This window comes from Nostoc sp. DSM 114160 (assembly GCF_053470305.1).
Genome location: NZ_JBPFGO010000003.1, coordinates 375,681 through 401,466, shown reverse-complemented (window position 1 = coordinate 401,466; position 25,786 = coordinate 375,681). Strand labels below are relative to the sequence as shown.

24 protein-coding genes and 3 pseudogenes are annotated in these 25,786 nt (G+C 41.8%); 11 read left to right on the top strand and 16 right to left on the bottom strand.

The features are described 5' to 3' along the window. Window positions 1-147: 147 nt before the first annotated feature. Complete coding sequence (locus tag NSTCB13_RS26935) at window positions 148-1,719, top strand: MFS transporter (RefSeq protein ID WP_448274443.1); 1,572 nt, start codon at window positions 148-150, stop codon at window positions 1,717-1,719. A gap of 577 nt (window positions 1,720-2,296) precedes the next feature. On the opposite strand, the gene NSTCB13_RS26930 is transcribed toward NSTCB13_RS26935, so the two are convergent. The 6 genes from NSTCB13_RS26930 to NSTCB13_RS26905 are packed head-to-tail and all read right to left on the bottom strand — an operon-like array spanning window position 2,297 to window position 6,592. Next, window positions 2,297-2,914: a flavin reductase family protein gene (locus NSTCB13_RS26930; RefSeq protein WP_448274442.1), complete on the bottom strand. Its 618-nt coding sequence runs from the start codon at window positions 2,912-2,914 to the stop codon at window positions 2,297-2,299. A 28-nt stretch (window positions 2,915-2,942) separates the two neighbouring features. Beyond that, entirely contained in the window at window positions 2,943-3,737 is a 795-nt protein-coding gene (locus NSTCB13_RS26925) for a phosphate ABC transporter ATP-binding protein (RefSeq protein WP_448274441.1), read from the bottom strand. Continuing rightward, entirely contained in the window at window positions 3,734-4,588 is an 855-nt protein-coding gene (gene pstA / locus NSTCB13_RS26920; protein ID WP_448274440.1) for a phosphate ABC transporter permease PstA, read from the bottom strand. The genes NSTCB13_RS26925 and pstA overlap by 4 nt, the downstream gene beginning before the upstream one ends. Further along, window positions 4,581-5,459 (bottom strand): phosphate ABC transporter permease subunit PstC, encoded by an 879-nt coding sequence (gene pstC / locus NSTCB13_RS26915; protein ID WP_448274439.1) that lies wholly within the window; start codon window positions 5,457-5,459, stop codon window positions 4,581-4,583. Before pstC ends, pstA begins: the two co-directional genes overlap by 8 nt. Next, window positions 5,416-6,264, bottom strand: coding sequence for a phosphate ABC transporter substrate-binding protein (locus NSTCB13_RS26910; RefSeq protein WP_448274438.1), 849 nt, complete (start codon window positions 6,262-6,264; stop codon window positions 5,416-5,418). Before NSTCB13_RS26910 ends, pstC begins: the two co-directional genes overlap by 44 nt. Window positions 6,265-6,292: 28 nt before the next feature. Beyond that, a complete protein-coding gene (locus NSTCB13_RS26905; protein ID WP_448274437.1) occupies window positions 6,293-6,592 on the bottom strand; it encodes an ArsR/SmtB family transcription factor in 300 nt (99 codons plus the stop codon). Window positions 6,593-6,895: 303 nt separating this feature from the next. Here NSTCB13_RS26905 and NSTCB13_RS26900 point away from each other — a divergent pair, with 303 nt between their 5' ends. The 4 genes from NSTCB13_RS26900 (at window position 6,896) to NSTCB13_RS26885 (ending at window position 9,903) form a co-directional block, all read left to right on the top strand. Next, window positions 6,896-7,417, top strand: a complete 522-nt coding sequence (locus NSTCB13_RS26900; RefSeq protein WP_448274436.1) for a hypothetical protein — start codon at window positions 6,896-6,898, stop codon at window positions 7,415-7,417. Window positions 7,418-7,531: 114 nt separating this feature from the next. Beyond that, the gene (locus NSTCB13_RS26895) at window positions 7,532-7,705 is read left to right on the top strand and encodes a TetR/AcrR family transcriptional regulator (protein WP_445627274.1); all 174 of its coding nucleotides are present in this window, start codon (window positions 7,532-7,534) and stop codon (window positions 7,703-7,705) included. Window positions 7,706-8,104: 399 nt separating this feature from the next. Further along, window positions 8,105-9,262: an XdhC family protein gene (locus NSTCB13_RS26890; RefSeq protein WP_448265873.1), complete on the top strand. Its 1,158-nt coding sequence runs from the start codon at window positions 8,105-8,107 to the stop codon at window positions 9,260-9,262. 5 nt (window positions 9,263-9,267) lie between these two features. Next, a complete protein-coding gene (locus NSTCB13_RS26885) occupies window positions 9,268-9,903 on the top strand; it encodes a nucleotidyltransferase family protein (protein WP_448265872.1) in 636 nt (211 codons plus the stop codon). Between the two features lie 463 nt (window positions 9,904-10,366). Here the strand turns inward: NSTCB13_RS26885 and NSTCB13_RS26880 are convergent, their stop codons facing one another. The 9 genes and pseudogenes from NSTCB13_RS26880 to NSTCB13_RS26840 all read right to left on the bottom strand — a co-directional run bounded on the left by NSTCB13_RS26880 (window position 10,367) and on the right by NSTCB13_RS26840 (window position 18,293). After that, window positions 10,367-10,777 carry a peptidoglycan-binding domain-containing protein gene (locus NSTCB13_RS26880; RefSeq protein WP_448265871.1) on the bottom strand — a complete coding sequence of 137 codons (411 nt, stop codon included), beginning with the start codon at window positions 10,775-10,777 and terminating at the stop codon, window positions 10,367-10,369. A gap of 448 nt (window positions 10,778-11,225) precedes the next feature. Then, on the bottom strand, window positions 11,226-12,593 hold the full coding sequence (locus NSTCB13_RS26875; RefSeq protein WP_445627278.1) for an NAD(P)/FAD-dependent oxidoreductase: 1,368 nt from the start codon (window positions 12,591-12,593) through the stop codon (window positions 11,226-11,228). A gap of 173 nt (window positions 12,594-12,766) precedes the next feature. Further along, the gene (locus NSTCB13_RS26870; RefSeq protein ID WP_448265869.1) at window positions 12,767-13,066 is read right to left on the bottom strand and encodes a hypothetical protein; all 300 of its coding nucleotides are present in this window, start codon (window positions 13,064-13,066) and stop codon (window positions 12,767-12,769) included. A gap of 463 nt (window positions 13,067-13,529) precedes the next feature. After that, the gene (locus tag NSTCB13_RS26865) at window positions 13,530-13,775 is read right to left on the bottom strand and encodes a hypothetical protein (RefSeq protein WP_445627280.1); all 246 of its coding nucleotides are present in this window, start codon (window positions 13,773-13,775) and stop codon (window positions 13,530-13,532) included. Between the two features lie 38 nt (window positions 13,776-13,813). Next, a complete protein-coding gene (locus tag NSTCB13_RS26860) occupies window positions 13,814-14,479 on the bottom strand; it encodes a cytochrome c oxidase subunit 3 (RefSeq protein ID WP_445632167.1) in 666 nt (221 codons plus the stop codon). Window positions 14,480-14,591: 112 nt separating this feature from the next. Beyond that, window positions 14,592-16,253, bottom strand: coding sequence for a cytochrome c oxidase subunit I (gene ctaD / locus NSTCB13_RS26855; protein ID WP_448274435.1), 1,662 nt, complete (start codon window positions 16,251-16,253; stop codon window positions 14,592-14,594). Beyond that, entirely contained in the window at window positions 16,243-17,163 is a 921-nt protein-coding gene (locus tag NSTCB13_RS26850; protein WP_448274433.1) for a cytochrome c oxidase subunit II, read from the bottom strand. The genes ctaD and NSTCB13_RS26850 overlap by 11 nt, the downstream gene beginning before the upstream one ends. 32 nt (window positions 17,164-17,195) lie before the next feature. Then, window positions 17,196-17,801, bottom strand: coding sequence for a DUF2231 domain-containing protein (locus tag NSTCB13_RS26845; RefSeq protein WP_448274431.1), 606 nt, complete (start codon window positions 17,799-17,801; stop codon window positions 17,196-17,198). Beyond that, window positions 17,798-18,293: pseudogene (locus NSTCB13_RS26840) on the bottom strand (DUF2231 domain-containing protein). The gene NSTCB13_RS26845 and the pseudogene NSTCB13_RS26840 overlap by 4 nt, the downstream one beginning before the upstream one ends. A 756-nt stretch (window positions 18,294-19,049) precedes the next feature. Between NSTCB13_RS26840 and NSTCB13_RS26835 the strand changes: the two are divergent. The 4 genes from NSTCB13_RS26835 (at window position 19,050) to NSTCB13_RS26820 (ending at window position 23,947) form a co-directional block, all read left to right on the top strand. Beyond that, window positions 19,050-19,862, top strand: coding sequence for an SDR family oxidoreductase (locus NSTCB13_RS26835; protein ID WP_445627285.1), 813 nt, complete (start codon window positions 19,050-19,052; stop codon window positions 19,860-19,862). 162 nt (window positions 19,863-20,024) lie between these two features. After that, the gene (locus NSTCB13_RS26830; RefSeq protein ID WP_448265866.1) at window positions 20,025-20,963 is read left to right on the top strand and encodes a cation diffusion facilitator family transporter; all 939 of its coding nucleotides are present in this window, start codon (window positions 20,025-20,027) and stop codon (window positions 20,961-20,963) included. A 73-nt stretch (window positions 20,964-21,036) separates the two neighbouring features. After that, on the top strand, window positions 21,037-23,433 hold the full coding sequence (locus NSTCB13_RS26825; RefSeq protein ID WP_448274429.1) for a glycoside hydrolase family 15 protein: 2,397 nt from the start codon (window positions 21,037-21,039) through the stop codon (window positions 23,431-23,433). A 55-nt stretch (window positions 23,434-23,488) separates the two neighbouring features. Beyond that, window positions 23,489-23,947, top strand: a complete 459-nt coding sequence (locus NSTCB13_RS26820) for a cupin domain-containing protein (RefSeq protein ID WP_448274427.1) — start codon at window positions 23,489-23,491, stop codon at window positions 23,945-23,947. A gap of 194 nt (window positions 23,948-24,141) precedes the next feature. Here NSTCB13_RS26820 and NSTCB13_RS26815 read toward each other — a convergent pair. Next, window positions 24,142-24,621: pseudogene (locus NSTCB13_RS26815) on the bottom strand (IS701 family transposase); the annotation flags it as partial. 29 nt (window positions 24,622-24,650) lie between these two features. Between NSTCB13_RS26815 and NSTCB13_RS26810 the strand changes: the two are divergent. Together NSTCB13_RS26810 and NSTCB13_RS26805 are read left to right on the top strand one after the other, a co-directional pair. Further along, window positions 24,651-25,059, top strand: a pseudogene (locus NSTCB13_RS26810) (IS1 family transposase); the annotation flags it as partial. 27 nt (window positions 25,060-25,086) lie between these two features. After that, a complete protein-coding gene (locus tag NSTCB13_RS26805) occupies window positions 25,087-25,671 on the top strand; it encodes a hypothetical protein (protein WP_448265863.1) in 585 nt (194 codons plus the stop codon). Window positions 25,672-25,786 lie beyond the last annotated feature (115 nt).

Genomic DNA, 25,786 nt, shown 5'->3' with positions numbered 1-25,786 from the left:
CAAGCTTGAGTGCAGAGGTGCTTCAGAGGCTCAAAGGCAGAGGGGAAAGAACTTGTACACTCTCCTCTGCTCCCCTGCTCCCCTGCTCCCCTGCTCAAGAGCACAAGGTTTTGAGAGATGTGGTGATAAATCCGAGATACCGCAGTCATGACAAACTCTGCTTGGAGTCCGCTTCGTAAATCTTTGTTTCGCGATCGCTGGATTGCCTCGATTGTCTCCAACATTGGCGGTTGGATGGAGGACACAGCGGGAGCTTGGTTAATGACTTCTCTCACCACCTCTCCTCTGTTGGTGGCACTGATGCAAACAGCCGCAACTTTGCCAGTGCTGTTGTTAGGACTACCAGCCGGAGCAACGGCAGATATTTTCGATCGCCGTCGGTTACTGCTGTTTTGGCAAGTCTGGATGCTGGTTGCTGCACTGATCTTGAGTGGATTGATTTTTGCAGGTAAGATTACACCGTGGTCACTGCTGGCGCTGACGTTTTTGCTCAACGTGGGAGCGGCAATGAATGGCCCAGCTTGGCAAGCAATTGTACCAGAATTAGTACCGCGATCGGAACTGATGGCTGCCATTGCTTTAAATAGTGCTGGGTTTAACATTGCCAGAGCAGTTGGGCCTGCGATCGCAGGTTTTATACTGGTGGCGGCAAATGCAGGAGTCGTCTTTTTGATTGATGCCCTCTCCTTTATCGGGGTGATTTACATCCTCTATCGTTGGCAGCGCCAACCGCTTTATGAAAGCGCCCTGCCCGCAGAGCGAGTCTTGGGTTCTGTGCGGGCTGGTATTCGTTATGTCCGTTTTTCTCCCGCCCTGCAAGCCGTGTTAATTCGTGCGGCTGTTTTGACTAGTTGCACGAGTGCGTTGTTAGCCTTGCTGCCTTTGGTAGCACAACAAGATTTGCGACAAGGAGCAGGTGGGTATGGTTTACTACTCGGTTGCTTTGGATTGGGGGCGATTTTCGGTGCAATTTTGTTGCCACGAGTGCGTCAACATCTCACAGCCGATGGAGTTGTGATTGCCGGAACTCTGGTGTTTGCAGTTGCGACATTAATTCTGGCATTCATTCACAACGTACCTTTGGTGTTGCTGGCTTTGCTGGCGGCTGGGATTGCCTGGACAAGTATGACATCCAGTTTGAATATTACAGTGCAGCTTGCGGTTCCCGCTTGGGTGCAGGCGCGGGCACTAGGAACTTATCAGATGGTATTTCAAGGAGGTTCAGCAATTGGTAGTATTGTTTGGGGTGCAGCGGCAGAGCATTGGGGTATGCAGACTGCCTTATTCGTTGCTGCGATCGGCTTAGTCGGGGGAACCTTCACAGCCCAGCGTTATCGTTTGCTATCAGGAAAACTGGATTTAGGCCCAGCATTACGGCGAGCAGAACCGCTAGTAGTAATTGAATTGCAACCAGAAGAAGGGCCGGTTTTAGTCACACTTGAATATTGTATTGACCCAGTTCAAGCAGAGGAATTCATTACAGCAATTCATGCCCTACGGGTGGTGCGGCTACGAGATGGTGCGATTCGCTGGGGCATCTTTCATGATACATCTGTGCCGCATCGCTACTTAGAGACGTTTATCGTCGAGTCTTGGGTAGATCATTTACGTCAATATGAGCGGTTTACGGTGGCAGATCGAGAAATTCGCGAAAAGGTTTTTGCCTTTCATCAAGGCGATGAACCCCCAGTTATTTCTCACATGATTTATGCTCGCTAATCCCAAGAAGCACGAGCTTAAAAAAGACTGAAAACAGGATATTCTTAAACAAACGTGAGTTCGACAGACCTCTCCCTCTCAGCCTCCCTTTCCTAAAAGGCGCTACGGTGTATACACAAATCTGAAATAGAGTACACGTAAGGAGAGTTTTTGCTCCCCTCTCCTTGTAGGCTACCGTGTATACACAACTCCTAAAAACCTAGCTTGATAAGACTTTCCTCGTTCCCAGTCTTCGACTGGGAATGCATTCATTGAGTCTCTGACTCAATGCTAAATTGGAGGCAGAGCCTCAACGAGGAGCATTCCCATGCTCTTCATGAGAACGAGACAAACGAAAGAACAATGGAAAATCAAACTTTTTTTGACTTGTGTATACACCGTAGCTCCTTGTAGGAGAGGGGCTGGGGGAGAGGTCAAAATAGCACTCGTCGAACTCACGTTAAACAAGTTGAATGTCCAGATTGGCTTGAAAACCAATAGGCTTATTTTCAACAATGGCGAATCTAGAATATAAGTTAAGGGTGAATTTTACAAGCTACAAAAAACCTACGCGCAACCCCTGTTAATTAACATCCGCTCATACCTTTGGAGTTGTCATCTCAAATAGTTTCCCAATCTTTGTATACTCAACTGGCCCACCTAAGCGCGTAATCGGCCGCATCCTTACAGTATCAACTAACCCCAAATCTTGGCGGTATAGGTCTTCACGCACATGAAATCGTAACACTCGACCCAATACCATCACATTATTGGTTCCTTCCACTGGAACTATTTGTGTGACTTTACACTCCATTGCCACTGGTGAGCTTTCAATCCGCAATGGTCGGACATCTGTAGCAGGAATAGCTTTTAAGTTTGCTTTTTCAAACTCGTTAACTCCATAGGGAAATTCTGTTCCGGTTTGAGCCATTGCCTGAGACAGTGTTTCATCCACCACATGACACACAAATTCATCAACTTCATGAATATTGCGTAACGTGTCCTTTTCTTTTGGCTCATGTCTACGATATGCAATTGAAAACATAATAGTTGGTGGAAAACCTGCTACTGCATTGAAAAAGGAATACGGGGCAAGATTGGAAATTCCAGAGGCACTAATTGTAGACACCCAGGCAATTGGGCGAGGAGCAACGATGCTTGTCAATAGATGATAAGGAGCAGGGTCTTTCATTTCCTGCGGCACAAATGATAACATAAAATTCTCTATTTCTATATTTTTCAAATCAACCCCTTGCACCTGTGACATAAGCTGCTGTCAAGGGATGTTGGGGGTACTCAAAAATTTGCTCTACTGAACCTGACTCAATCAATTGCCCAACACCTGACTGCACCCAGAACAAAGCAACTCGATCCGCGATGCGCTTGGCTTGCGCTAGGTTATGCGTCACAATCAGCAAGGTATAACGCTGACGCAAACTAGTAATTAAATCTTCAACTATTCCACTGGCAATTGGATCGAGGGCGCTACAAGGTTCATCCAATAACAGGATTTCTGGTTGCAAAGCCAAGGCTCTAGCTATGCACAACCTCTGCTGCTGTCCGCCAGAAAGTGCTAAGGCAGAGGTTTGCAGTCGGTCTTTGACTTCATCCCAAAGTCCAACATCTTTCAGGCTTGTCTCAACGATCGCATCGATTTGTTCTTTACGGATACCATGTTCTCGCAAAGGTAATTCCAGATTTTTCCAAATTGATAAAGGAAAAGGATTAGGCTTTTGGAAAATCATCCCAACTTGCCGCCGCAGCGCGTTCGCATTAGTTTTGGCATTTAGCACGTCTAAACTACCTATACGAATCCGCCCTTGGACTCGACACTGAGGAATCATGTCTGTCAACCGATTTAGACAGCTCAAAAAGCTAGTTTTTCCACAACCAGAAGGCCCCACCAATGCCAAAATTTCCCCCAGATTCACACTCAAATTGACATTAGCAAATGCAGTTTTTTGACCGTATTGCAGAGTTAAGTTCTCCGTTTCAATCAACGGTGCAACAATTTCAGTAGCGATATTTGCCGATTTCATCCAGAAAAAATTCTCCTGTGCAACCAACGATCTGCAATCCATGCTGCTGTACCATTAATCAGCAGCAGTGATACCAGCAAGACTAATGCTGAGGCGTAAGCATTGGCATCTCCGCCAGAGACGTTCATTGATAAATCAAAAATATGAATCGAGAGGGCACGCCCGGAATCCAGCAGTGATTCTGGCATTCTATCTACGTAACCACTAGTAAAAATTAAAGCTGCCGTCTCTGCGATCGCTCGACCAATACCCAGCACCAATCCCACAACCAAACCAGGGACAGCAGCAGGTAACAATAGTTGAAATAACGTTGTCGTGCGAGAAAAACCAAGGGCTGCGGCTCCTAATCTATACTCATTGGGAACAGCGCGAAATCCTTCTTCTGTAGAGCGAATCAAGATTGGTAACACCATACATCCCAAGGTCAATCCTCCCGACAAAATAGAAAATCCCAGCCCCAAAACTTGACAAAAGAAGATGTTGCCAAACAACCCAAAGACTATAGAAGGAACTCCTGCCAGTACATCTAAACTACGCCGCACCAACCCACCAAACCAATTATCCACGGGGGTGAATTCTGCCAGTAAAACGGCTGTACCAACACCAATGGGGATAGAAACCGCCATACACACTGCCATAATCAGAAAAGTGGAAACAAGAATGCTGGCAATTCCCCCTTCTCTGCCAGCATTTTCTGGCTCAGTTGTCAGAAATTCCCACGTCAAGTGTCCTATCCCATGCCAAAGGATATCACTGAGTATCCAAAGGAAGATACCAGTAACTAGGGCAGCAGTTGTCCAAACAATGATTGTTGGCAACCAATCTTTAGGACTTACAACAGGTTCACCCATATATTTTTCCTTGACTGATGATTTCCGCAACAGCAACTAACAGCACAATCATTCCCATCAAGACTAAACCGCTAACAAACAACGCCGACCGATGGTCTCCTGTGGCATAAGCCATTTCCAGAGCAATATTAGCCGTCAACGTGCGGATGGGGTCAAATATACTTTTTGGCATTTGTACCACATTGCCACACACCATCAAAATAGCCATTGTTTCGCCAATTGCTCGACCTGTTTCTAAAATTAAGCCTGTGAATAATCCAGATTTGGCAGCAGGAAGCACGACTCTAGAAATAGTTGCCCATCGGGATAATCCTAAAGCTGCTGCTCCCTGAAGGTAAGAAATTGGGACTTTCGCTAAACTGGCATCGGCTACAAGCGCTATTGTTGGCAAAATCATCACCGTGAGAATGGCAATACCCGCTAGTAGACTTGGCCCCGGTGGATGTATCCTACCAATCATCGGCACCAGCACCACCAATCCCCAAAAACCGTAGACTACAGAAGGAATCCCGGCTAATAGTTCAATTAAGCGACGGTATAACCGAGCCATTACTGGTGGGGCGTAAAATTGACAAAAAACCGCAGATAGAATTCCTATCGGTGTCGCGATCGCTACTGAGCCAACCATTGCCAAAAATGTACCCAATAACATCGGGAAGAGATTATATAATCCGGCGGTTGGGTTCCAAGAAGAGTCTGTAAAAAAACGTGTTATTCCGACATGATTGAGGACTGGTAGAGACTCCAGAATCAGAAAGACGATAATTAAAAGTGCGATCGCTCCGGCGATCGCCGCTAAAAAACGCAGTATCCAAATTAACCAAAAGTCATTTGGAGACGACGACAAAGTTTTGCTTTTGAACAATGTCACTTACCTGTTGTGATTGCGCGAAATCAAGAAATGCTTTTGTCAATCCTTGAGGTTGGGTTTTAGTTACTAAATTAAGTGGACGAGAAATCGGAAAAGTCCCATTCTGGACGTTGGCTGTTGTTGCAGCTATCCCATTTACAGGTAGCAACTTAATAGCTACTCCATTGGCTGCACTATTTTCTGCTGACCCGATCGATACATAACCAATTGCATTCGGGTTTCCTGCTACTGTCTTAATTCCCTGCTGATTGTCACCAATTACTACTTGGGCTTTGATGTCTGTATTTTTCAGTTTGAAATAATGGGTAAATAATTCTAAAGTGGAACGTCCTTCGGCTTTGTTAACAACTGTAATTGCTCCATCTTTACCTCCGACTTGTTTCCAGTTCGTCACCTTCCCTGTGTAAATATCTACAACTTGCTTGTCGTTGAGCGATTTTACTGGATTGTCTTTGTGGAGAATTACCGTCACTCCATCACGAGCGATAGAAAATGTTTTTAAATCGTTTTCTTCTGGCTTTAAGGCACGAGAAACCATACCAACATTAGCGACACCTTGACGAGCATCAGAAACCCCACGCGAAGACCCCCCTGATTGCACATCAACTCGCGCACCTGGATGTTGAGATTCAAAACGCTTGCCAATTTCAGCCGCTAAAGGTGCAATTGTACTGGAGCCTGTGAGTACTAGTTTTCCCTGAAGCTGATTTGTATTATTTGCATCTCGATTTGCTGATGAACAGCCTTGTAACCAAATACAGGTAGCCAACCCAATCGCCAGAGGTAAAATTTGAGAATTTTTCATTATTGCTTTTCAACCCGAAATTGGGTTTTTAGTTAAAACAGAGGACACAACAGCCAAGGTTCAAAGCTTTGCCAGTAGTTACTTCCACTTCTGGAGCCAAGCGGTAGAGAACTGCTTTCCCATCACGCGAGGGCACAACCAACTGGGAGCGACGCAGAACTTGTAAATGATGGGAGAGCAGGCTTTGTTCCAAGCCCAAAATTGCGTTCATCTCCCCCACGTGTTTGGGACTGTCGATCAGAAGTTCTAATACTGCTAGACGAGTTTCATCTGCCAGTACCTTCAGCTTTTCTACGCAGTTAACCTGCTTCTTGCTGCTGTTTTTCATTGCTCTAAAGGAATAGGTTTTTCTTGTTTCCGAAGTTACTTGGCAGCGAATACTCTCGTGTTCAGCGAAAATTAACAACTGCTGCGATCGCAAATAAATAGCAATTCATATGAAATTCGATTCATATTTTAAGGTAGAAAGTGTCACGCTCTACAATTAAAATTAAATTTTTTAACCAAAGCTTGATGTTTACCCCATCTCGTGAGGTTTACTGAGTTTTTATTGGTATAAACTAGAATCACTCGTAAGGGTTTCACTTTTTCTTGATGACACGCTACGCGAACGGGCATCCTACGGCAGGCGTTGGCAAAGCTATCGCTTTTGTGTTTAATAAAAGCAAGTTTGCTAAGTTCCTATATTGAATTTGGACAGTCGTTTATTGAATTCGGGCAGTCGTTTATTGAATTCGGGCAGTCGTTTATTGAATTCGGGCAGTCGTTTATTGAATTCGGGCAGTCGTTTATTGAATTCGGGCAGTCGTTTATTGAATTCGGGCAGCCGTTTATTGAATTCGGGCAGTCGTTGATTGAATTCGGGCAGCCGTTGATTGAATTCGGGCAGCCGTTGATTGAATTCGGGCAGCCGTTGATTGAATTCGGGCAGCCGTTGATTGAATTCGGGCAGTCGTTTATTGAATTCGGGCAGCCGTTGATTGAATTCGGGCAGCCGTTGATTGAATTCGGGCAGTCGTTTATTGAATTCGGGCAGTCGTTTATTGAATTCGGGCAGTCGTTTATTGACCTCTCTCCTAAAACGAGAGAGGCTTTGAATCTTACTCCCCTTCTCTATAAGGGAAGAGGCTGGGGGTTAGGTCTAACAGCCTAACTTCAAAAAGCTAGTAAAGTATCAGGTTTAAATAATCGTGAAGTTGGGAAAAATTTTGTCAGTATTATTGACGAAGTATTTAAGATTTACACCTTATTCAAGGATGCGATTTAAATGACTAAATCGAAAACAACCCGTAAATCTATTCGCGATCGCATCCTAAGTACAGCATCATGTTTGTTTTATCGAGAGGAAATTCGCAATGTCGGTATTGACAAAATCGTTGCTGAATCTGGCGTTGCTAAAATGTCGTTTTACAATCATTTAAAGTCATTGCCAAAACTGTAAGTTAGGGAAAATCAGTATTCCGTGCTAACTTTCATGATAGATAAATGATTAAAGTTGGCAACTATCCTGTGGGGCATGATTTCAGTGGTGTTTTCGCTTATCTTGGATAGCAGAACACCGCGATGCCTGTGGCGGTAAACAACGCACCTCAATCTAACCTATATACTGTAATCGCTAAAAGGCAGCAAATCTAAGGAGTGTTTGACACTAGCAGCGATGCACAATGGCACAGTCATCACATTAGACCCTCTTGCAAAAGTGCTTTTTGCAAGAGGGGGGAAGGGTAAAGGTTAAAGGGGAAGGGGACAATACAGAACCTTTTCCCGACTTATGCAATAAGTCTATTGTTTCCATTGAGACTGCCTACTCAAGTTTAGAAACTGCTAAAAACAGAAACAAATGAACGAATTACAAGCAATTTTAGAAGGCTTCCAGTCAAGTCAAAAAAATGGTGAAATTACTTTTCTTGCTACTGTAGTCAAAACTCAAGGTTCAACCTATCGCCGACCGGGTGCTAAAATGCTGATGACAGATACAGGTCGGACGATCGGAACAATCAGCGCTGGTTGCTTGGAAAATGACGTATTTGAGCATACTCAACAACGAATGTCGGACGGCGAACCAATTGTTGTTACTTACGATAACACCGCCTCGGAAGATATTCTTTGGGGTTTTGGTTTAGGATGCAATGGGACAGTGCAAGTTCTCATCGAACGTCTTGAAAAAGAAAGTTTACCGAATGCGATCGCTTTTATGCAGGAGTGCTTCGATCGAAAACATTTGGGTATTATTGCTACAGTCTTTGCCTTTGAAGGCGAGGTAGATGTGAAACTTGGGTCGCGTTTACTGTTGTATCCTGATGGGAAAACGATCGCTGACATCAAAGATCCACATTTAATTCAATCTCTGCAAATAGATATTCAAGCAGCTTTTACTAATCAAAAGTCTAGTGTAAAAAACTATCAGTTACCTTTAGGCAGTGCAGAAGTTTTTATTGAAGTCATCCAACCACCCACACCTTTAGTAATATTTGGTGCAGGTTATGATGCTGTACCCGTAGCACAGTTTGCTCAAGCATTGGGTTGGGATGTTACTGTAGTCGATTGTCGAGCTAATGAGGCAACTAAAGCGCGATTTCCAATAGCTTGTGACGTGATTCTGACTCGGCGAGAAATTGTCCAAAAACAGGTATTTATAGATGTCAACACAGTTGTTGTAGTGATGACGCATAATTATCTTGATGACCTGGAAATTTTGAAAACGTTGCTGCCATCTCCCGCACGCTACATAGGGGTTTTAGGGCCAAAGGCGCGTACTGAAAGATTGCTTGAAGATTTAGGTTCGCAAGGAATAGTTTATACTACTGAACAATTAACCAGATTGCATGGCCCGATTGGGATTGATATTGGAGCAGATACACCTGAAGAAATAGCGATCGCGATTATTGCAGAAATTCAAGCAGTGCTAACAAACCGCAATGGTAATTTTTTAAGAAATCGCAATCAACCGATTCACCAATGTGATGAAAGCAACTCAAACTTGCTACTTACCACTTAGTTTTTATGACTCCTATAGACAAAGAGAAATCAACCATAGCTATTATGATTCTTGCTGCTGGTGCATCTACTAGGATGGGTACACCAAAACAACTATTGCTTTACCAAGGGCGTAGTTTGCTGCAATATATTATAGACATGGCGATCGCTTCAGTTTGTCAACCTGTGGTAGTAGTACTTGGAGCCAACGCAGAACAGATTCATCCCCAAATTAAACAACTTCCCGTTAAAGTAGTTAAAAACTCGGATTGGGTTTGTGGAATGAGTACCTCAATCAAGAGTGGTATTGAATTGTTAAATAATCTTCCGCAAAAAATAGAAGCAGTAGTTATTACACTTTGCGACCAGCCATTTGTTTCTACCCAAATTATCAATCAACTTGTTGATACATATTATTCGACAAAAAAACCGATCGTTGCTTGTAAATATGGAGATACATTAGGTGTACCTGCTCTATTCAGTCAGACATTTTTTTCAGAACTTGCCACTTTAAAAGAAACTTCAGGAGCAAAAAAAGTTATTAATCATAACCTTAATGAAGTGTTTTCTATTCCGTTTCCATTAGGGGATATCGATATTGATACACCAAAGGATTACGAACAATTGCTATCAATTACTAAAGGAATTTTTGAAGTATCTTGAACAAAAATGCTAAAAGCGAACAAGTAGAGAAGACTGCGCTGACTCCACAATGCAGTGGTTCTCCGACCCAATACTTTTCGGATAAGCCTAACAATCTCTCTTTTGGTCTGGGAAAAGGTTAAAGGGCAAAGGGGAAAAGGTAAATTCAAACCCTTTCCCTTTCCCCTTTCCCCCAAAACCCGAAAAGTATTGTTCCCCGACCTACACAGATAGAAAAATAAAAAAAGTTGGTTTAGTATTTTAAGGCTAGAATTTCTTTCCTAGCCTTTTGTCTTTAAAACATTTTAGCGATGAAGATATAGGACTCCTATTTGATTTTGGAACAAGACTCAGTAGGGATCTATACCTTCTTTCCTGTTCCCTATTCTCTATTCCTTGCGCTGCACTGAAGCTCAAGAAGTGTTCCCTGCCCACGCAAGTAAATTCTCCGAATCAAACCGGATTCCTATATTAGGAAACAATGTTATTTAAGAGCGGCTAAAGTTCGATGTCCAATTATTCCGTCTGCTCTTAATCCCTTAGACTTCTGAAATTTGATCACAGCTGCACGAGTCTTATTATCAAACACACCATTCACACTTGCTGTATAGAATCCTTGCTGTTTTAAAGAATTCTGAACAGTTTTCACTGTCTCTCCTTTGCTGCCTACTGTTAGTACAGTACCAGTACTACGCTTTGCCACACGATTAGACTTGTGCTTGGCACTAAGCTTTGGTACAGCATTAGGCTTTTTCATGGTGTTGCCTTGCTGAGTACTTTGGGCAATGTGCGTAGCAGTAGCCGAATTTTGGCTTTTATTATTAGTTAAAGAGTAAGCAGGTACAGCAGTAGCTAGAGTCAACGCAGGGAGCAAAGCAAGTACTTTCCAATTCATTTTCTTGTTCCTTACAACTGTATGAGATTTTGCAATTTCTATTTGAAGAATCATCTTCATAAGGTACTGTGCCTTAAGTGATTCTCTTCTGTAGATTCTGGTGTGTGGATTTAGTCTGAGACTATTTCCGAAGCCAGAGCTATAGCATCACACGTCGTATTGACAAAGCTATTGCGAAATTGTGACAAAACCATGACTAAATGTATTAAAATTTATGTCGCACGAAATTGCGCTAGTACCGCAAGGCGGAATTCAAAATTAAAAATTAAAAATTAATACGGCGTAAGCATTTCATTGATTTTGAATGGAATGGCACGCTTGTTAAGATACAGCCTTTGCCCCAACTGGTTAAAAGCCTGGATGCTGGGAACGAGGATACAATAAGTCTTTGGGCTTTACAAGCGTGCCATTCGGTTTTGAATGCGTGGTTTATTTCCGCCGCTTTGTACTAGTCTCTTTTATCCTCAGAACCCAACATTTTCAATAATTTTCTAGCAGCTAAAACGCCCATAACTCCTGCGCCAACCACCTCCACTGCTTGAACAACTTTTTTGCCCACATCATGAGGATCGAGATGGTGATGAAAAATCTCTTCATCCACCCATTCAGTTGTTGCTTTAAAGTCATGAATTGGTGTTGGTAATAGTGTTAAATAAGTTCCTTGACGAATTAAATGCCCGGATTCTCCTGCAACTTCAAAAACATTGAATAAGTTAGCAGCAGCATCATTTAACCCTAATTTCAAGAGAGTTCCGCGTATATTTACCTTTAATGGTTTGAAGTCTCCACCTAAAGCTAATGCTTTTAAATTTTGGGCAATATTGGCTCCTTGCTGATAAGCAACTTGGGCTGTTGGCGGTAGTGAATTATCTTGAACTGCGACACAATCCCCGCCTGCAAATACTTCTGGAAAGTCGAGTAGTTGCATTGTGGGAGTAACTAAGAGGCGGTTGTGGCGATCGCGATGTTCTTGAGAAATTGGTAAATCTTTAATTAGTGGGTGAATAGAAGTGCCAGCTGTCCAGATTGCGGTGTATGTTGGCAATGTTTCAATTTGCTCATTGCGCTTATATTCAATCGCATTGGCATGAATAGTAGTAGCTTCTGCTCCCGTAAGTATTTCAATTGGAATCGTGCGTTTTTGTAATTCTTTTTCAGCAATTGGGCGCAGAGGATTGTTAATATCACCATTGAGAATTTCTTGACCGTGATTGAGCAATACCACCCGGATTTCACTAGAATTTCCTCCCATAGCGCTATACCAATGTGGGAGTAAATCAGCTAAGGTAGCTGCCATTTCTACACCACTTGCACCACCACCAACTATAACTATTGTTAGCAGTTGACGACGTTGTTCTGGATCTTCAGTTTTGATTGCTTTTTGCAAACAATCGCCTAAATGCCGGTCGAGAGCGATCGCATCTGCTTCTGTCCAAAAAGGAAAAGCGTGTTCTTTAGCACCTTCCAGATGATGATAAGCAGTAACACTACCTAAAGCTAAGACTAAGTTACTGTAGTTGTATGAGTTTCCCGAAGCTAATTTGACTTGTTGTTGGTGCAAGTCAATCGATTCCACTACATCTTGAACAAAAATTACACCACTACCTTTAAGCAATTCTACAAAACGCGGTACGACTTGAAAAGCATCCATCTCGCCACTGAAATATTCGTAGAGTAAGGGCTTAAAGCAAAAACTTTCATTTCGATCGATCAAAATTACAGAGCGAGGATAATGTTCGTGAGCTAGGTGTAAGGCTGTAAATAAGCCAGTGAAGCCACCACCAAGAATCACAGTTTGATAAACTGGGTTGTTCATAAAATATCTCTTTTACCAAATTCATAACTCACTTTTATATAATTACTCCTTTTGTTAAGGTAAAACTTAAAAAAGTCTAAACTTTTACCAATAGAAAAAGCGATCGACTATGGCGACCACTTTCTCTATAGATTAAAAAATTATTTCTTATTTAGCTATATTGCATCTACGTTTCAGCTACCGAGAGAAGCATTTCCAGACAAATCTGGTATGTTAACTAATCCTAATGGATTTGCCAGGGGTTGATTTCCTTGCGCTTGTGTGTTGAAGTTCAAATTTCCTTGAATCAATCCCGACTGAGGAGATAAGTCGCCGTTATTAACTTGAATGTTGAATATTTCACTGGCTCCATTACCGATCACAGTGTTTATACCATTATCATTACCAATTCCTCCTACTACTAGCATTGATTGTGCATCACTCAATTCTTCTAACAAGCTAGTTTCCAAGTCGGCAATTTTGTTGTTTGTCATAACTTCCTTCGTTCATTAATTCCCAATATTTGAATTTAACCATCTACTACCTACTAATTTAAATCTTATTAACAGGATAATGAAGGTTTACTGCAAAATATACTACTTTTCCTACTTTTCCTACTTTTCCTGCTTGACTAAATAACTACTGTTATAGCTAAAGATGCTATTGCTAGAAAGATTACCCCATATTCGTTTCAGCATTAGCGTACAATTGAAGTGAATGGCACTAAGAAATGTGGTTTAAATTTGCAATTGCTTTTGTAATTCGTGCCGGGGTTTCGTCATTAAGGGGTAAGCTTAAGTGCGAATTTATAAGACTTACGCAAAACTACACGTTGTAGGGACAATTCATGAATTGCCGTTACCTAAAAATCAGGATTTTGGCTATTGTTTGCGTAAGTCATGATTTATTTTTACTTATACCTCTATTAGTTCTTTGTCTTTACAAATGACTAATTCACTATATAAATAAAAATAAGGCAATTAAAAAGACGCTGAGGAACAAAGCGAAAGCAATAGCGTATTCGACTCTACGACTAAAAAATCCCACAGCAGCAATTAGAGCGATCGCTAATCCAATAATGCCAATATATTGCTCTTTTTGTAACCCACGTGCAATGAGTGGGTCTTTACCTGGTGCGGGAGTTTCTTGAACTGCTTTTGGCGCGAGTTCTGAGGCTGGTAATTCTTGAATGAATAAATTCATAAAGTTACTCCTGTAAATACTTGGTAAACTGAAAATTTTTATGCCCGCCAAAGATAGAGAAGCGAGAAAAGGAAGACCCAAACTACATCAACAAAGTGCCAAAATAGAGTTGTCGCACTTGTACCGAAGTGAGTTTTATTATAATTGCCTGGAATGAATGAGCGAATCAGCATAATTATCTGAAGCACTACACCCGCCAAAACGTGTAAACCGTGGAAACCTGTTAGCAAATAGAATGTGGAACCAACTAATCCCGTAGTCAGCTTGAAATCGAGATTTTTCCACTCAATTAATAGACCAATTAAAAAGTAGATTCCCATTGCGATCGTTATCAACCAGAGCCAGCGAAATTTACTCAATTGATTTCGTTTGAGGGCATTTTCTGCTGGTTGAATTACAAAGCTACTAGAAAGTAAAACTACCGTATTAATAATCACGAGCTTAGACAATTCTGGCCCAGAAACCCCAGGTGGTAGCCAGTTATTGGTATTCAGTCGTAAAGCAACATAAGTAAAGATAAAACTCAAAAAAATGATACTTTCCGACAACAGGAATACAGTAAACCCAAACATCCCTTTGCCATGATGATCTTCATGACTTCCGCCACCACTTGGCAGAAAGCGCTGTAACCAATTCGGTAAGCGTCGCCGCCACCGATCGAAACGGATCGGACTTTCATCTATATGGATTCTGGGACGTTGCATGATTTTGGTCATTGGAAATTAAGAATTGGGCATTGGGCATTAGGATTGAATCTTCAATTTTGAATGCGTGAATTTTGAATTTTGAATTGATTTCTCCCCTGCTCCCCATTTTCTAGTGAGACTCATCATTATCAGAATTTTCCACGAATGAATATTTGGGATCGCCATAGTCGTAAGGAGGTCTGTTGACAACAGGAATCTCTTCAAAGTTATCTCGCGGAGGTGGTGAAGAAGTTGTCCATTCCAATCCTGTCGCGTGCCAGGGATTATCAACTGCTCTGGCTCCATATAGCCAAGAACCGACAATGTTAGCAATAAAGGGCAGTGTGGAGACTCCCAGCAAGAACGATCCCAGGCTAGCGATAACATTCCAACCTTGATACTGGGGATCGTAGGAGGATATTCGGCGTAACATCCCCTGCAAACCTAATGGATGCATAGAGAAAAAGGTGATATTGGCAGGAATAAAGGTCAACCAGAAATGCAGTTTACCCCAACCCTCCGCGTACATCCTGCCAGTGATTTTGGGAAACCAATAGTAAATTCCGGCAAAGATTGCCATTGTGATGGTATTAAAAACAATGTAATGGAAGTGACCCACAACAAAGTAAGTATTATTGACGTGGATATCAAATGGCGTGGCGGCAAGCATCACACCAGTGACACCGCCAAAAATAAACATCGCTGCACCTCCCATTGCAAATAGCATTGGTGTCTCTAAGTGCAACTTGCTCCTCCAGATTGTGGCAGTCCAAGCAAATGCCTTAACACCCGTGGGTATGGCAACTAACATTGATGTGGCCATGAAGGTCATCCGCATCCAGCCGGGGGTAGCACTGGCGAACATGTGATGCGCCCAAACGAAGATGCTGACTACAGCAATACCTAAAGAAGCAAGAGCAACTGATCGATAGCCAAATAGAGGATTGCGAGAAAAGGCTGGGAGAACTTCCGCAATAATACCGAAGGCTGGTAGCGCCATGATATACACTGCGGGATGAGAGTAGAACCAAAATAAATGTTGGTAAATGATCGGATCGCCACTTCCTTCAGGTTTAAAAAATTGTGTCCCGAAGGAAAGGTCAAGCAACAGGAGTATCAATGCACCTGTCAAGGAAGGTAAGTTAATCAGCTGTAACAACTGGGCGCTAAAAACTGACCACACAAAGACGGGCATTCTAAAAAATGTCATCCCTGGCGATCGCATCCAAAAGATAGTGGTAACAAAATTGACAGCCCCCATAATTGAAGAGATGCCGATTAGTACTAGGCTAACTATCCAAATAAACTGACCGTTAATCAACTGGCCGGCTGGAGCTTGCAGACTAACTGGTGGATAAGACCACCAACCAGCTTGTGCAGTCCCGCTTGGTAGTAAGAAACTAGACAGTAGTAGAAGACCGGCTGGTGGCAAAATCCAAAAAGAAATAGCGTTGAGCAGGGGAAAAGCCATATCCCGCGCTCCAATCATCAACGGTACTAGGTAGTTAGCAAGACCTGCATTGAAGGGAATAACCCACAGGAAAATCATGATTGTCCCGTGCATGGTGAATAAACCATTGTAGAGGGGGCGGTCAACTAAGTTTGCTTCCGGGGTGAGCAATTCAGCCCGGATAATCATCGCCAACAGCCCGCCAAGAAGAAAGAAAATGAAGGTCATCACCATGTACTGAACACCGATTACCTTATGATCGGTGCTGAAGCTGAAATATTCCCGCCAGTTATTCTCAGGTTCTCTATTGTTGGCTATAGCTTCACTCAAATCATGTGTCATTATTTATCTTCCTTTGATTGGCTACAGCAGGTTGAGCAGGTGCAACGGTGTACCAGCCGCTTTTGAATAATGTCTTTGGTGGTTGAATATTTTCGGCAATTGCCTGATTTTGAGGGTTCGTTTCGCTAGAGACTGTTTGCGCGAGCCACTGATTATACTTATCGAGGGATTCAACGTATACATCTGCCTCCATCAAGGCAAAATAAGCACCACTGAATTGAGAATCTTTCAGTCGATATTTACCTGGGCGAGTGGGTGTAATCACAATGTCAATGTTGCGTCCTGGAACAATATCTTGCTTTAAGCGAAACTCAGGAACGTAGAAGCCGTGGATTACTTTCTCTGCTTGCATATTTAAGCGAGTGCTGCGATCGCTCGGTAAGTGTAATTCCTTACTGGTAAGATTATTTGGATAGTGGAAAGACCAATCCCACTGCCTAGCGAAAACATCAATTGTTTCAGACGCAGGTTTGGGGACATCGCTAACGGTTGCGGCGTAGGCGGGTGCAGATTCTAGGGGCGCGTGCAAATGCACAATTTGGTTTAGACCAAGAATATTTAATTGCTGATAAATATTGAAGCTTTGAAAGGCAATCCATATTACTAACAAAGTTGGCGTCGCTGTCCACAATATTTCTAACTTTCCATTACCTCTAGAAGGGTGTCCCTCAGTGTAGTCTTCCGGGGGGGCGCGGTGAAAGGCGATCGCATACACAATAACACCAACCAGCCCCAGCAAGATAAATGCTCCAATTGAGACTAAAAAGCTGAATAAATCATCTACCCGTTGTGCTTCTGCTGTCGCCTGGGGAGGCATCCAAGAAAATGCCTGTTGTCCAATCCACCGACTGACAATTAGCAGCCCTGCGACATAAAACGCTATCAGTACATATTCAAAAACACTAAACATCACAATTTCATCTAAGAGTACTTCCCACTTGATTATTTGAGTAGTAAATTTGGGTTTTTACCTTCTTGGAGTAACTTCGCAGCCGTAACGTGAATTCCAAACTCTTCTCCCAATTGCGCCCCCAAAGTTCCGTGGACAAATAAGATGCCCAATATTGCAATACCTGCTAATAAGTAACTCCATTGCACCTGCCTAGAAGCATCCTTGCGCCAGCGATAACGTTGTAAACCTCTCCATACTGTCATGGCAACAATGATCCCCAACAATGAAATGCCACCCAAGCCATGCAAAAGCATCGTCCAACCAGCAGTTAACCCCCAAACGCTCTTTTGATCGATTGGTGGATTTGCTAGCAGTAACTCGAAAAAACCAGCTGCAACAGTGAAAAAGGTGATAAAAGCTGCTCCTATGAGGTTATACCAGCCGACATCAAAGAAACCAGAACGCAGGGCAGGCAGACCTAAAAATTTGAAGATTGGTTTTTCTAAAGCAAACAGCGCTCCCGCAATATCAAAAATAATCGCAAGAATGAACAAACCCAATGTAAAATGCACCAGTTGCGGATGTATGGGAATCTCATAAGGTAATCCGTTAGCATTCAGCCTTAATCTCAACTGGTCAATCAGTTGCCAGTTCATGGTGCAACTCCCTGCTTCATTGCTTGCACAACTGGCTCGATATGTAACCCATACACCCAAACCAGCTTGCTTCCTAGATAGACTTGCAAGCACACCAAGCAGACTAAAAACGTTGCTGCACCAAGGTAAGCCGGTGGTACTTTCCGGGGAGTGCGTTTGCGAATCACGAAACGCCAAGCTGTAATGCCAACAACAATAGCCGCCAGCGACCAACCCATCACCGTATGAAAATTCAGTGTTGGTTGGACTGCTGGGTAGATGTTCGCCAGACCCTGCTTCAAACTGACCAAGAATCACCGCTAAAAAAATAGCTGCTGAGGCCACAAACATATTCCAGAAACTCACCTCAAATAACCGCACATTGCGGGTAAAATAACCCAGCACGTCGCACACGAAAGAAAAAAGCACCATCGCAATTACGAAGTGAACAACGATCGGATGTAGAGGGTCAGGGTATGGTAAATTTTGGTTATTCAGAGACAGAGCAGGCATCGCTTTCTCCTTCATGGGTCAAATATATATGCGTTGCATGGAATTGCCATCCGCTTAACGCACCATTCATATTTTCCAGAATACTGCGCTAACGTCACAGTTCGACCAATTAAAAAACATTGACAATTTCCGATATACTGCAATTTTTCAAGTAGCTTTTGAAATAAAATACATAATTACTATTTTTCAGTAATTATTTTCTCCAAAGGTCAAAACTAACTAAAACAACTACATTTTTGATTGGTATCATATCTTGATTAATATTTCCAAAAACTAAAAATTTTCTTTTTGATTAGATGGGATTGCTAATAGCAAGTTTAATCAGACGCTTGAGAGTCGCCTAAAAAATGTTTAACGTTTTATGTAGTTCTCTGATTAACTAAAAAATTTACTCTCATCAATAATCAAACTTGCTTTGAATATACCATAAATCTTTCTTGAGATTGACATAAGCTTGAAAACCACATTTTTACAAATCTTAAAAAGAAAAACATACAATTGTCACAGAAATGACAAAGTATTTCAATATTTTTTACTAAAAAATATGCTGGTTATCTTTCTCTAGATAGATTAGAAAAATCCTAAAGCTTTTTAAAATCATTTAAGAAAGCAAAACTTTTTTGAGCCATAATTTCCTGATTAAAAAATTAAAATTGTCAGGATAATACTACGCGCAAAAAGCAAAAATATTATGAAGGTCTTGGAAATATTGAGATATTCACAACGAATACAAGTTTTAAAAACATCGAAAGCATTATGAGCTATTCCCCTTACCTGCTCAAAGGTCAAAAAGCACTTGTGACGGGTGCTAGTTCTGGTATTGGTCAAGCGATCGCTCGCTATTTAGCTTTATCGGGTGCAGCAGTCGCCGTCAACTATCGTTCGGAAGCTGAATCAGCCCAAAAACTTGTTGATGACATCAAAGCGGCTAATGGTGAAGCATTTGCTATCCAAGCTGATGTTAGCAAAGAAGACGAAATAAAGGCGATGTTTAGCCAGACAATCGAGCAATTCGGCACTATTGATATTTTGGTAAACAATGCAGGTCTTCAAAAAGATTCACCGTTTGTAGATATGACCCTCGAGCAATGGAATAGAGTTATTGAGGTGAATCTGACAGGACAATTCTTATGTGCTAGAGAAGCTGCAAAGGAATTCTTACGTCGGGGTGTCCAGCCTGATATTTCATCTGCCGCAGGTAAGATTATTTGTATAAGTTCAGTACATCAGGTAATTCCTTGGGCGGGTCATGTTAATTATGCTGCAAGTAAGGGCGGTATAAATATGATGATGCAAAGTATTGCTCAAGAACTTGCACCCCATAAAATTCGCGTTAATAGTATTGCGCCTGGTGCAATCAAAACCCCCATTAATAAATCAGCTTGGGATACTCCAGAAGCAGAAGCAAAGTTATTAAAACTGATTCCAGCAAAACGTGTGGGTGATGTAGAAGATATCGCTAAAGCAGCAGTTTGGTTAGCTTCTGATGACTCTGATTATGTCTATGGTACAACTCTATTTGTAGATGGCGGTATGACCTTATATCCAGGTTTTGCAGACAATGGTTAATTGATAATGCCTAAAAAAGTTACTGTTAACCCTGGTTTGATAACAATCAACGATTAAATTTAGCTGGAGGAGACGTTTTGGCACAAGGTCAAACCAACCCAATGGGAAATTACCCATCCAGATGGTGAATTAGAAGTTTCTGCATAATTATTATTGACTCTCATGGCATCTGATTCATCTCATAAAACTATATTTGCAGCGATGGGCGCTAACTTAGCGATCGCTATTACTAAATTTATCGCCGCCTCCATTACTGGTAGTTCCGCCATGATCTCTGAAGGAATTCATTCGCTGGTAGATACTGGCGATCAACTAGTACTTTTGCTGGGAATTAGAAGAAGCCAAAAGCCAGCAGACGATAGGCATCCCTTTGGTTACGGTCTAGAACTTTATTTCTGGACTTTTATTGTTGCTATCCTGATCTTTGCCCTTGGCGGCGGGATGTCAATTTATGAAGGAATCACTCATTTAATTCATCCCAGCCCTTTAGAAAACCCAATGTGGAATTATATTGTATTAGGTATTGCAATATTATTGGAGGGATTTTCTTGGACTGTAGCATTAAAAGAGTTTTTGCCGACTAAGGGGAAACAAAATTTCTGGCAAGCAATCAAAAATAGTAAAGATCCCACAGTATTTACAGTATTATTTGAGGATTCGGCGGCAATTTTAGGCTTATTCGTAGCCTTAATCGGAATCTTCTTCGGACATTTATTTAACAATGTTTATTTGGATGGCATTGCTTCGATTATTATTGGCATTATCTTGGCTATAGTAGCAGTGGTATTAGCCAGAGAAAGTAAAGGATTATTAGTTGGTGAAAGTGCCGATCCTCAAACTATAGCCAATATCCGGTCTTTGTCCAAAACAGAACCAGGAGTGAAAGAAGTTATCCGGGTGCTAACAATGCAGCTTGCTCCCAAAGAAGTGCTACTTAACTTAGAAATCCAATTTGCTCAAAATCTTACAGGTGAGGAAATAGCCTTAACTGTAGAAAGTTTAGAAGTAAAAATTCGCCAAAAGCATCCGGAAATCAAACAAATTTTTATTGAAGCAAAATCTTTAACTGCCGCTCGGAAATTTTCACCAAATTCTCAATAAATTTTTAATCGCATAAATATCAAATACAGCATTTTCTAAATGCACTCAAAGCTTATCGGCACAACAATGCACTATGGTAAAGTTTATTGATCGAGCAAAAGCTTTTGGCTCACCAGGTATTGAGCCGCGATGGACTCATGCGAATAAAGATGGAGTCGGAACAGCTTACTCTACCTCTAGTAACATTTGGTTTACTCTTTGGAGCGGTATTGTCACTGAAATCTACCATCCCACAGTAGACAAACCTCAAATTCGGGATTTGCAGTATTTAATTTCTGATGGGAAAAGCTTTTTCCACGAAGAGAAACGCCATCTCGAATCCAAAGTGGAACCGATGTGGACTCATGGTTTAGGATACCGCATCACTAATTCCGATCCCCAAGGACGTTATGCCGTAATCAAAGAAGTGATTGCCGACCCGCATTTTCCCTGTATCTTACAGCACACCACATTAACAGGAGAGAGCGATTTTATTTCCCAACTCCATTTATATGCTTTGTGTGCGCCGCATCTGGATGTTGAAGGTATGGGTAATAATGGTTACGCTGTGGAGGTTGCTGGACATCGTATTTTGATAGCCGAGAAACAAGGAACATGGCTAGCGCTGGGTGCAACAGTTCCCTTTAGCCGTCTTTCTTGTGGTTACGTTGGTGAAAGCGATGGTTGGACAGATTTAGCTGATAATTTCCAGATGGATTGGGAGTTTGATAGTGCTGTAGATGGCAATCTTGCTTTGACTGGAAAACTAAATTTAGATCGCACTAAAGAGTTTACTTTAGGATTGGCGTTTGGTACAAACTTGCATAATGCAATTTCTACACTATTTCAGTCGCTGAATATTCCTTTTGAACAGCAGAAGCAGCAATACAACGAACAGTGGAAGCGATCGCGCCGCAATATCCGACCGCTAGAAGATGTTTCATACAATGATGGGAAGTTGTATCACAACAGCATTAGTTTGTTGTTAGCACATGAAGACAAACTTTACCCAGGTGCATTGATTGCATCCCTGGCGATCCCTTGGGGTGAAGCCAAAAACGACCAAGACGAAGGCGGATATCACCTTGTCTGGACGCGGGATATGGTTAGCAGTGTATCAGGTTTAGTGGCTGCTGGTGAAACAGAAACAGCAGTGCGATCGCTAATTTATCTTGCAACCAGCCAGCAGGAAGATGGCGGTTTTGCTCAAAATTTCTGGGTTGATGGCGAACCTTACTGGAAAGGTATTCAACTAGATGAAGTGGCATTTCCGATTCTTCTAGCATGGCTATTGCACCAGCAGAAGACTTGTTTAAAATTCGATATTTATCCAATGGTTCTGCGGGCAGCGGGTTATTTAATTCGTAACGGCCCGGTTACTCAACAAGAACGCTGGGAAGAAAATAGCGGTTATTCACCATCAACCCTAGCATCCAGTATTGCCGCCTTAATCTGTGCTGCTCAATTTGTTCGTCAACGTGGCGATGAAGCAACAGCAAAGTTTATCGAAGAATACGCAGATTTTTTAGAATGTCACATTGAAGCTTGGACAGTAACTACTGAAGGAACTTTAGTTCCTGGGATCAAACGGCATTATATCCGAATTACTCCCTCAGATATTAATAATCCTCAAGCCGACGAAAATCCTAACCAAGGAACTCTTTTCATCAGCAGTCAACCTCCTGGTGAACCAGCAGAATTTCCGGCCAAGGAAATTGTCGATGGCGGATTTCTCCAATTAGTACGCTATGGAATTCGCAAACCAGACGATCCGATTATTGTTGATTCTGTCAAAGTAATTGATGCAGTTTTAAAAGTAGATACACCCGTTGGGCCTTGTTGGCATCGTTACAACCACGACGGCTACGGACAGCAAAAAGACGGCAGTCCTTATACTAGTTGGGGTAAGGGACGCGCTTGGCCTCTCTTGACAGGAGAACGAGGACATTATGAACTAGCTGCTGGCGGCGATGTCAAAACATATATTAAGGCGATGGAAGGATTTGCTTCAGATACTTGTTTGCTACCAGAACAGGTTTGGGATGAGGCAGATATACCTGATGTCTATATGTTTTTAGGAAAACCAACAGGTTCAGCGATGCCTTTAATGTGGGCACACGCAGAGTATATCAAGCTGCTACGGTCAACTGATGACGGACAGGTGTTTGATTTTATTCCAGAAGTGGCAAATCGCTATCTAGGCGAAAGAAAGCAGTGTAAATCATTGGAAATTTGGAAGTTTAACCGACAAATCAGCCAAGTAAAAAAAGGTCAGACATTGCGAATTGACGCTTTAGCATCTTTTCAATTGCACTGGTCAGATGATGATTGGCAAACTACACAAGATATGCTTTCTACTTCTACAAAGTTAGGAGTGAATTTTGTAGATATTTCTATTTCTGATAATCAGCAACAGGCAATCAACTTTACCTTTTTCTGGATTGAAAGCAGCAAATGGGAAGGACACAATTATACGGTTAGAATTTCGTAATTCTTAATTTCTAATTTGCCTTTCAATACATTTCGGATCAAAAAGAGCCATTATTATGCAGAATAACTCATCATCCAAACCAACAATTGAATACTGGCACGTCTGGACTGACAACGACGGTATAAGTCATCAATCCCGTTGTCAAATTGAAGACTTTATCGAAAAAGGCATAGCCCCGGATACCTCACCGCAGTGGCTTTCTAATTTGAAGCAGTCCGGTGCTACAATTAGCTTTACTGTGCTACCTGTGGGATGGGTTGGTAACTGGCATGAAAACCCAAAACCCCAATGGATCGTACCTTTGTCGGGACGCTGGTTTGTGGAGACTATGGACGGTCAGCGAGTCGAGATGGGGGAAGGCGAAATTTCCTTTGGAGAAGATCAGGGTACGAAAACAGACGCGCAAGGTCATAAAGGTCACTTATCTGGAACAGTAGGCGATGCGCCAGCTGTTTTAATAATGGTGCAATTTGAAAAGACTCCGACTGTAGAGCAATCTTGTCGATTTAGGTAAGTAAGTTATACCAATTCAAAATTCACGCATTAAGAAAGCCAGACACAACAAAGCCAGTTTTGTAGGTTGGGTGCAGCGATAGCGTAACCCAACATAAAATTTGATGGTAATGTTGGGTTGCGTTTCACTCCACCCAACCTACATAAATATATCTTTAGGACTTACGCATTGACAAAAAAGATTATCTATGTTGTCTAGAAAATGCGATCGCTGCTAAGGTTTGCAAAAATATGCTCACGTACAACTAATGTGAACATATTTCGTTGTACTTCGTACCAATTGCTAATTATTTTTTCAGACCGCATAAACTCCAATCTAACAAAAGCTTGAAGGGAACAAAATATGTGAGTCTTGATTGCATAGGTATCCCTAACCATGAACCGACAAATTCCACATACTTGTTTTATGGCTCGATGAAAGGTTTCTATTCCCCAATGGATATCATGAATTGTGATAAATTCATTTCTGGTTATATCCTTGATTCTTTCCTCATCTGGAACATACAAAATATAGTGCCTAGAGTCTTCTTTCTTGAAGTCTTTCCTAAACAACTTTATAAATCCAAATTCTTTCAGATGAGTTCTTAATCCTGACTCTGGAATCATCAGAGTACTTACCTGGCAATACTTATGCGGCTCAATTGAGACAGTTCTGTTTTTTTCAATCCCGTGAAGTCACCCAAAAAAACCTGGCAGCCTAATTCGTGACTGTTGATGAGATGTGGTCATTTGTTGGCTCAAAAGCGAATAAACAGTGGATTTGGCTTGCAATTGATGCTGTGAGCCGAGAAATTGTTGGAGTTTATATTGGAGACCGTTCCGCTCAAGCGGCAAAACAATTATGGCGATCGCTCCCACCAGTTTACCGTCAGTGTGCAGTTTGTTACACGGATTTTTGGGAGGCATACGAACAAGTGTTACCAAGTAAACGCCCGAAGTGCAGTCAGTAAAGATAGCGGTAAGACTTGTTATATCGAACGATTCAATAATACCGTTAGGCAACGAGTTGCACGCTTAGTCCGTAAAACATTGTCATTCTCAAAATCAATAGACAACCACATTGGGGCAGTCTGGTATTTCGTTCATCACTATAATGCCTCTCTACGACAATAAATCATTACTATGCATCACTACCAAAATATGGATAAACTTTCACTTTGTATTCGGCAATTTGGAGAAGCGGCGAGATTGCATCTTGACGAAGCTATTTTGTTAGGAGAAATGTGCTTGCTCCCAAACTTTTGCCATGAGCCAAATACATATGAAGTTATTAGTGCGTTTGTAAATAGTGTGAATAGCCGAACTTTATACTGGGGTCGTAGCAGCATGGGCGAGATAACAGTGTTTGCTAAACCCATAAATAACAGCTACGATAAAGACCGAATTAGCACTCTTTATATTGCAAACTTATTGAAATTTAGCAGACGTTTATATCCAGAGATGGAACACTATTCATTCGGCAAATTTTGGGATGAACTGGATGTTTATCGCCACTCTGAATTTTTAAATCAAGATGCATTTGAGATGTGGATGAGTAACTTTGGGCATGAGCCAAATTTGGAAATATTTCTTAAGAGAATAATACCTAAAATGTTCGGTCAGCCTAATCAAAATATTTCTTTCTACTGTCTTGTAAATGATGAAAATGAAAACACAGACTTTGCACCATACATTTTTATTGGCAATAGCTGCATTTTAACCATTGCCAGACGATGGATACTATAGTTGTAGCGGCTTGTAAACAGTCAATAACCGTGACTGTGGCGGTATATTCTTCACTTTCAGTAAAGATGTGGGTAACATTCGTTAATAATTAAGGGGAGATAAGGAGTTGTTTTTT

Excerpts from the sequence above, each read along its gene's own strand:
- NSTCB13_RS26850 (WP_448274433.1), bottom strand. The coding sequence starts at position 17,163 with ATGTTTAGTGTTTTTGAATATGTACTGATAGCGTTTTATGTCGCAGGG.
- NSTCB13_RS26845 (WP_448274431.1), bottom strand. The coding sequence starts at position 17,801 with ATGAACTGGCAACTGATTGACCAGTTGAGATTAAGGCTGAATGCTAAC.
- NSTCB13_RS26835 (WP_445627285.1), top strand. The coding sequence starts at position 19,050 with ATGAGCTATTCCCCTTACCTGCTCAAAGGTCAAAAAGCACTTGTGACG.
- pstA (WP_448274440.1), bottom strand. The coding sequence starts at position 4,588 with ATGGGTGAACCTGTTGTAAGTCCTAAAGATTGGTTGCCAACAATCATT.
- ctaD (WP_448274435.1), bottom strand. The coding sequence starts at position 16,253 with ATGACACATGATTTGAGTGAAGCTATAGCCAACAATAGAGAACCTGAG.
- NSTCB13_RS26925 (WP_448274441.1), bottom strand. The coding sequence starts at position 3,737 with ATGAAATCGGCAAATATCGCTACTGAAATTGTTGCACCGTTGATTGAA.
- NSTCB13_RS26825 (WP_448274429.1), top strand. The coding sequence starts at position 21,037 with ATGGTAAAGTTTATTGATCGAGCAAAAGCTTTTGGCTCACCAGGTATT.
- NSTCB13_RS26890 (WP_448265873.1), top strand. The coding sequence starts at position 8,105 with ATGAACGAATTACAAGCAATTTTAGAAGGCTTCCAGTCAAGTCAAAAA.
- NSTCB13_RS26895 (WP_445627274.1), top strand. The coding sequence starts at position 7,532 with ATGACTAAATCGAAAACAACCCGTAAATCTATTCGCGATCGCATCCTA.
- NSTCB13_RS26885 (WP_448265872.1), top strand. The coding sequence starts at position 9,268 with ATGACTCCTATAGACAAAGAGAAATCAACCATAGCTATTATGATTCTT.
- NSTCB13_RS26910 (WP_448274438.1), bottom strand. The coding sequence starts at position 6,264 with ATGAAAAATTCTCAAATTTTACCTCTGGCGATTGGGTTGGCTACCTGT.
- NSTCB13_RS26830 (WP_448265866.1), top strand. The coding sequence starts at position 20,025 with ATGGCATCTGATTCATCTCATAAAACTATATTTGCAGCGATGGGCGCT.
- NSTCB13_RS26875 (WP_445627278.1), bottom strand. The coding sequence starts at position 12,593 with ATGAACAACCCAGTTTATCAAACTGTGATTCTTGGTGGTGGCTTCACT.
- NSTCB13_RS26820 (WP_448274427.1), top strand. The coding sequence starts at position 23,489 with ATGCAGAATAACTCATCATCCAAACCAACAATTGAATACTGGCACGTC.
- NSTCB13_RS26930 (WP_448274442.1), bottom strand. The coding sequence starts at position 2,914 with ATGTTATCATTTGTGCCGCAGGAAATGAAAGACCCTGCTCCTTATCAT.
- NSTCB13_RS26870 (WP_448265869.1), bottom strand. The coding sequence starts at position 13,066 with ATGACAAACAACAAAATTGCCGACTTGGAAACTAGCTTGTTAGAAGAA.
- NSTCB13_RS26805 (WP_448265863.1), top strand. The coding sequence starts at position 25,087 with ATGGATAAACTTTCACTTTGTATTCGGCAATTTGGAGAAGCGGCGAGA.
- NSTCB13_RS26935 (WP_448274443.1), top strand. The coding sequence starts at position 148 with ATGACAAACTCTGCTTGGAGTCCGCTTCGTAAATCTTTGTTTCGCGAT.
- NSTCB13_RS26880 (WP_448265871.1), bottom strand. The coding sequence starts at position 10,777 with ATGAATTGGAAAGTACTTGCTTTGCTCCCTGCGTTGACTCTAGCTACT.
- NSTCB13_RS26865 (WP_445627280.1), bottom strand. The coding sequence starts at position 13,775 with ATGAATTTATTCATTCAAGAATTACCAGCCTCAGAACTCGCGCCAAAA.
- NSTCB13_RS26905 (WP_448274437.1), bottom strand. The coding sequence starts at position 6,592 with ATGAAAAACAGCAGCAAGAAGCAGGTTAACTGCGTAGAAAAGCTGAAG.
- NSTCB13_RS26860 (WP_445632167.1), bottom strand. The coding sequence starts at position 14,479 with ATGCAACGTCCCAGAATCCATATAGATGAAAGTCCGATCCGTTTCGAT.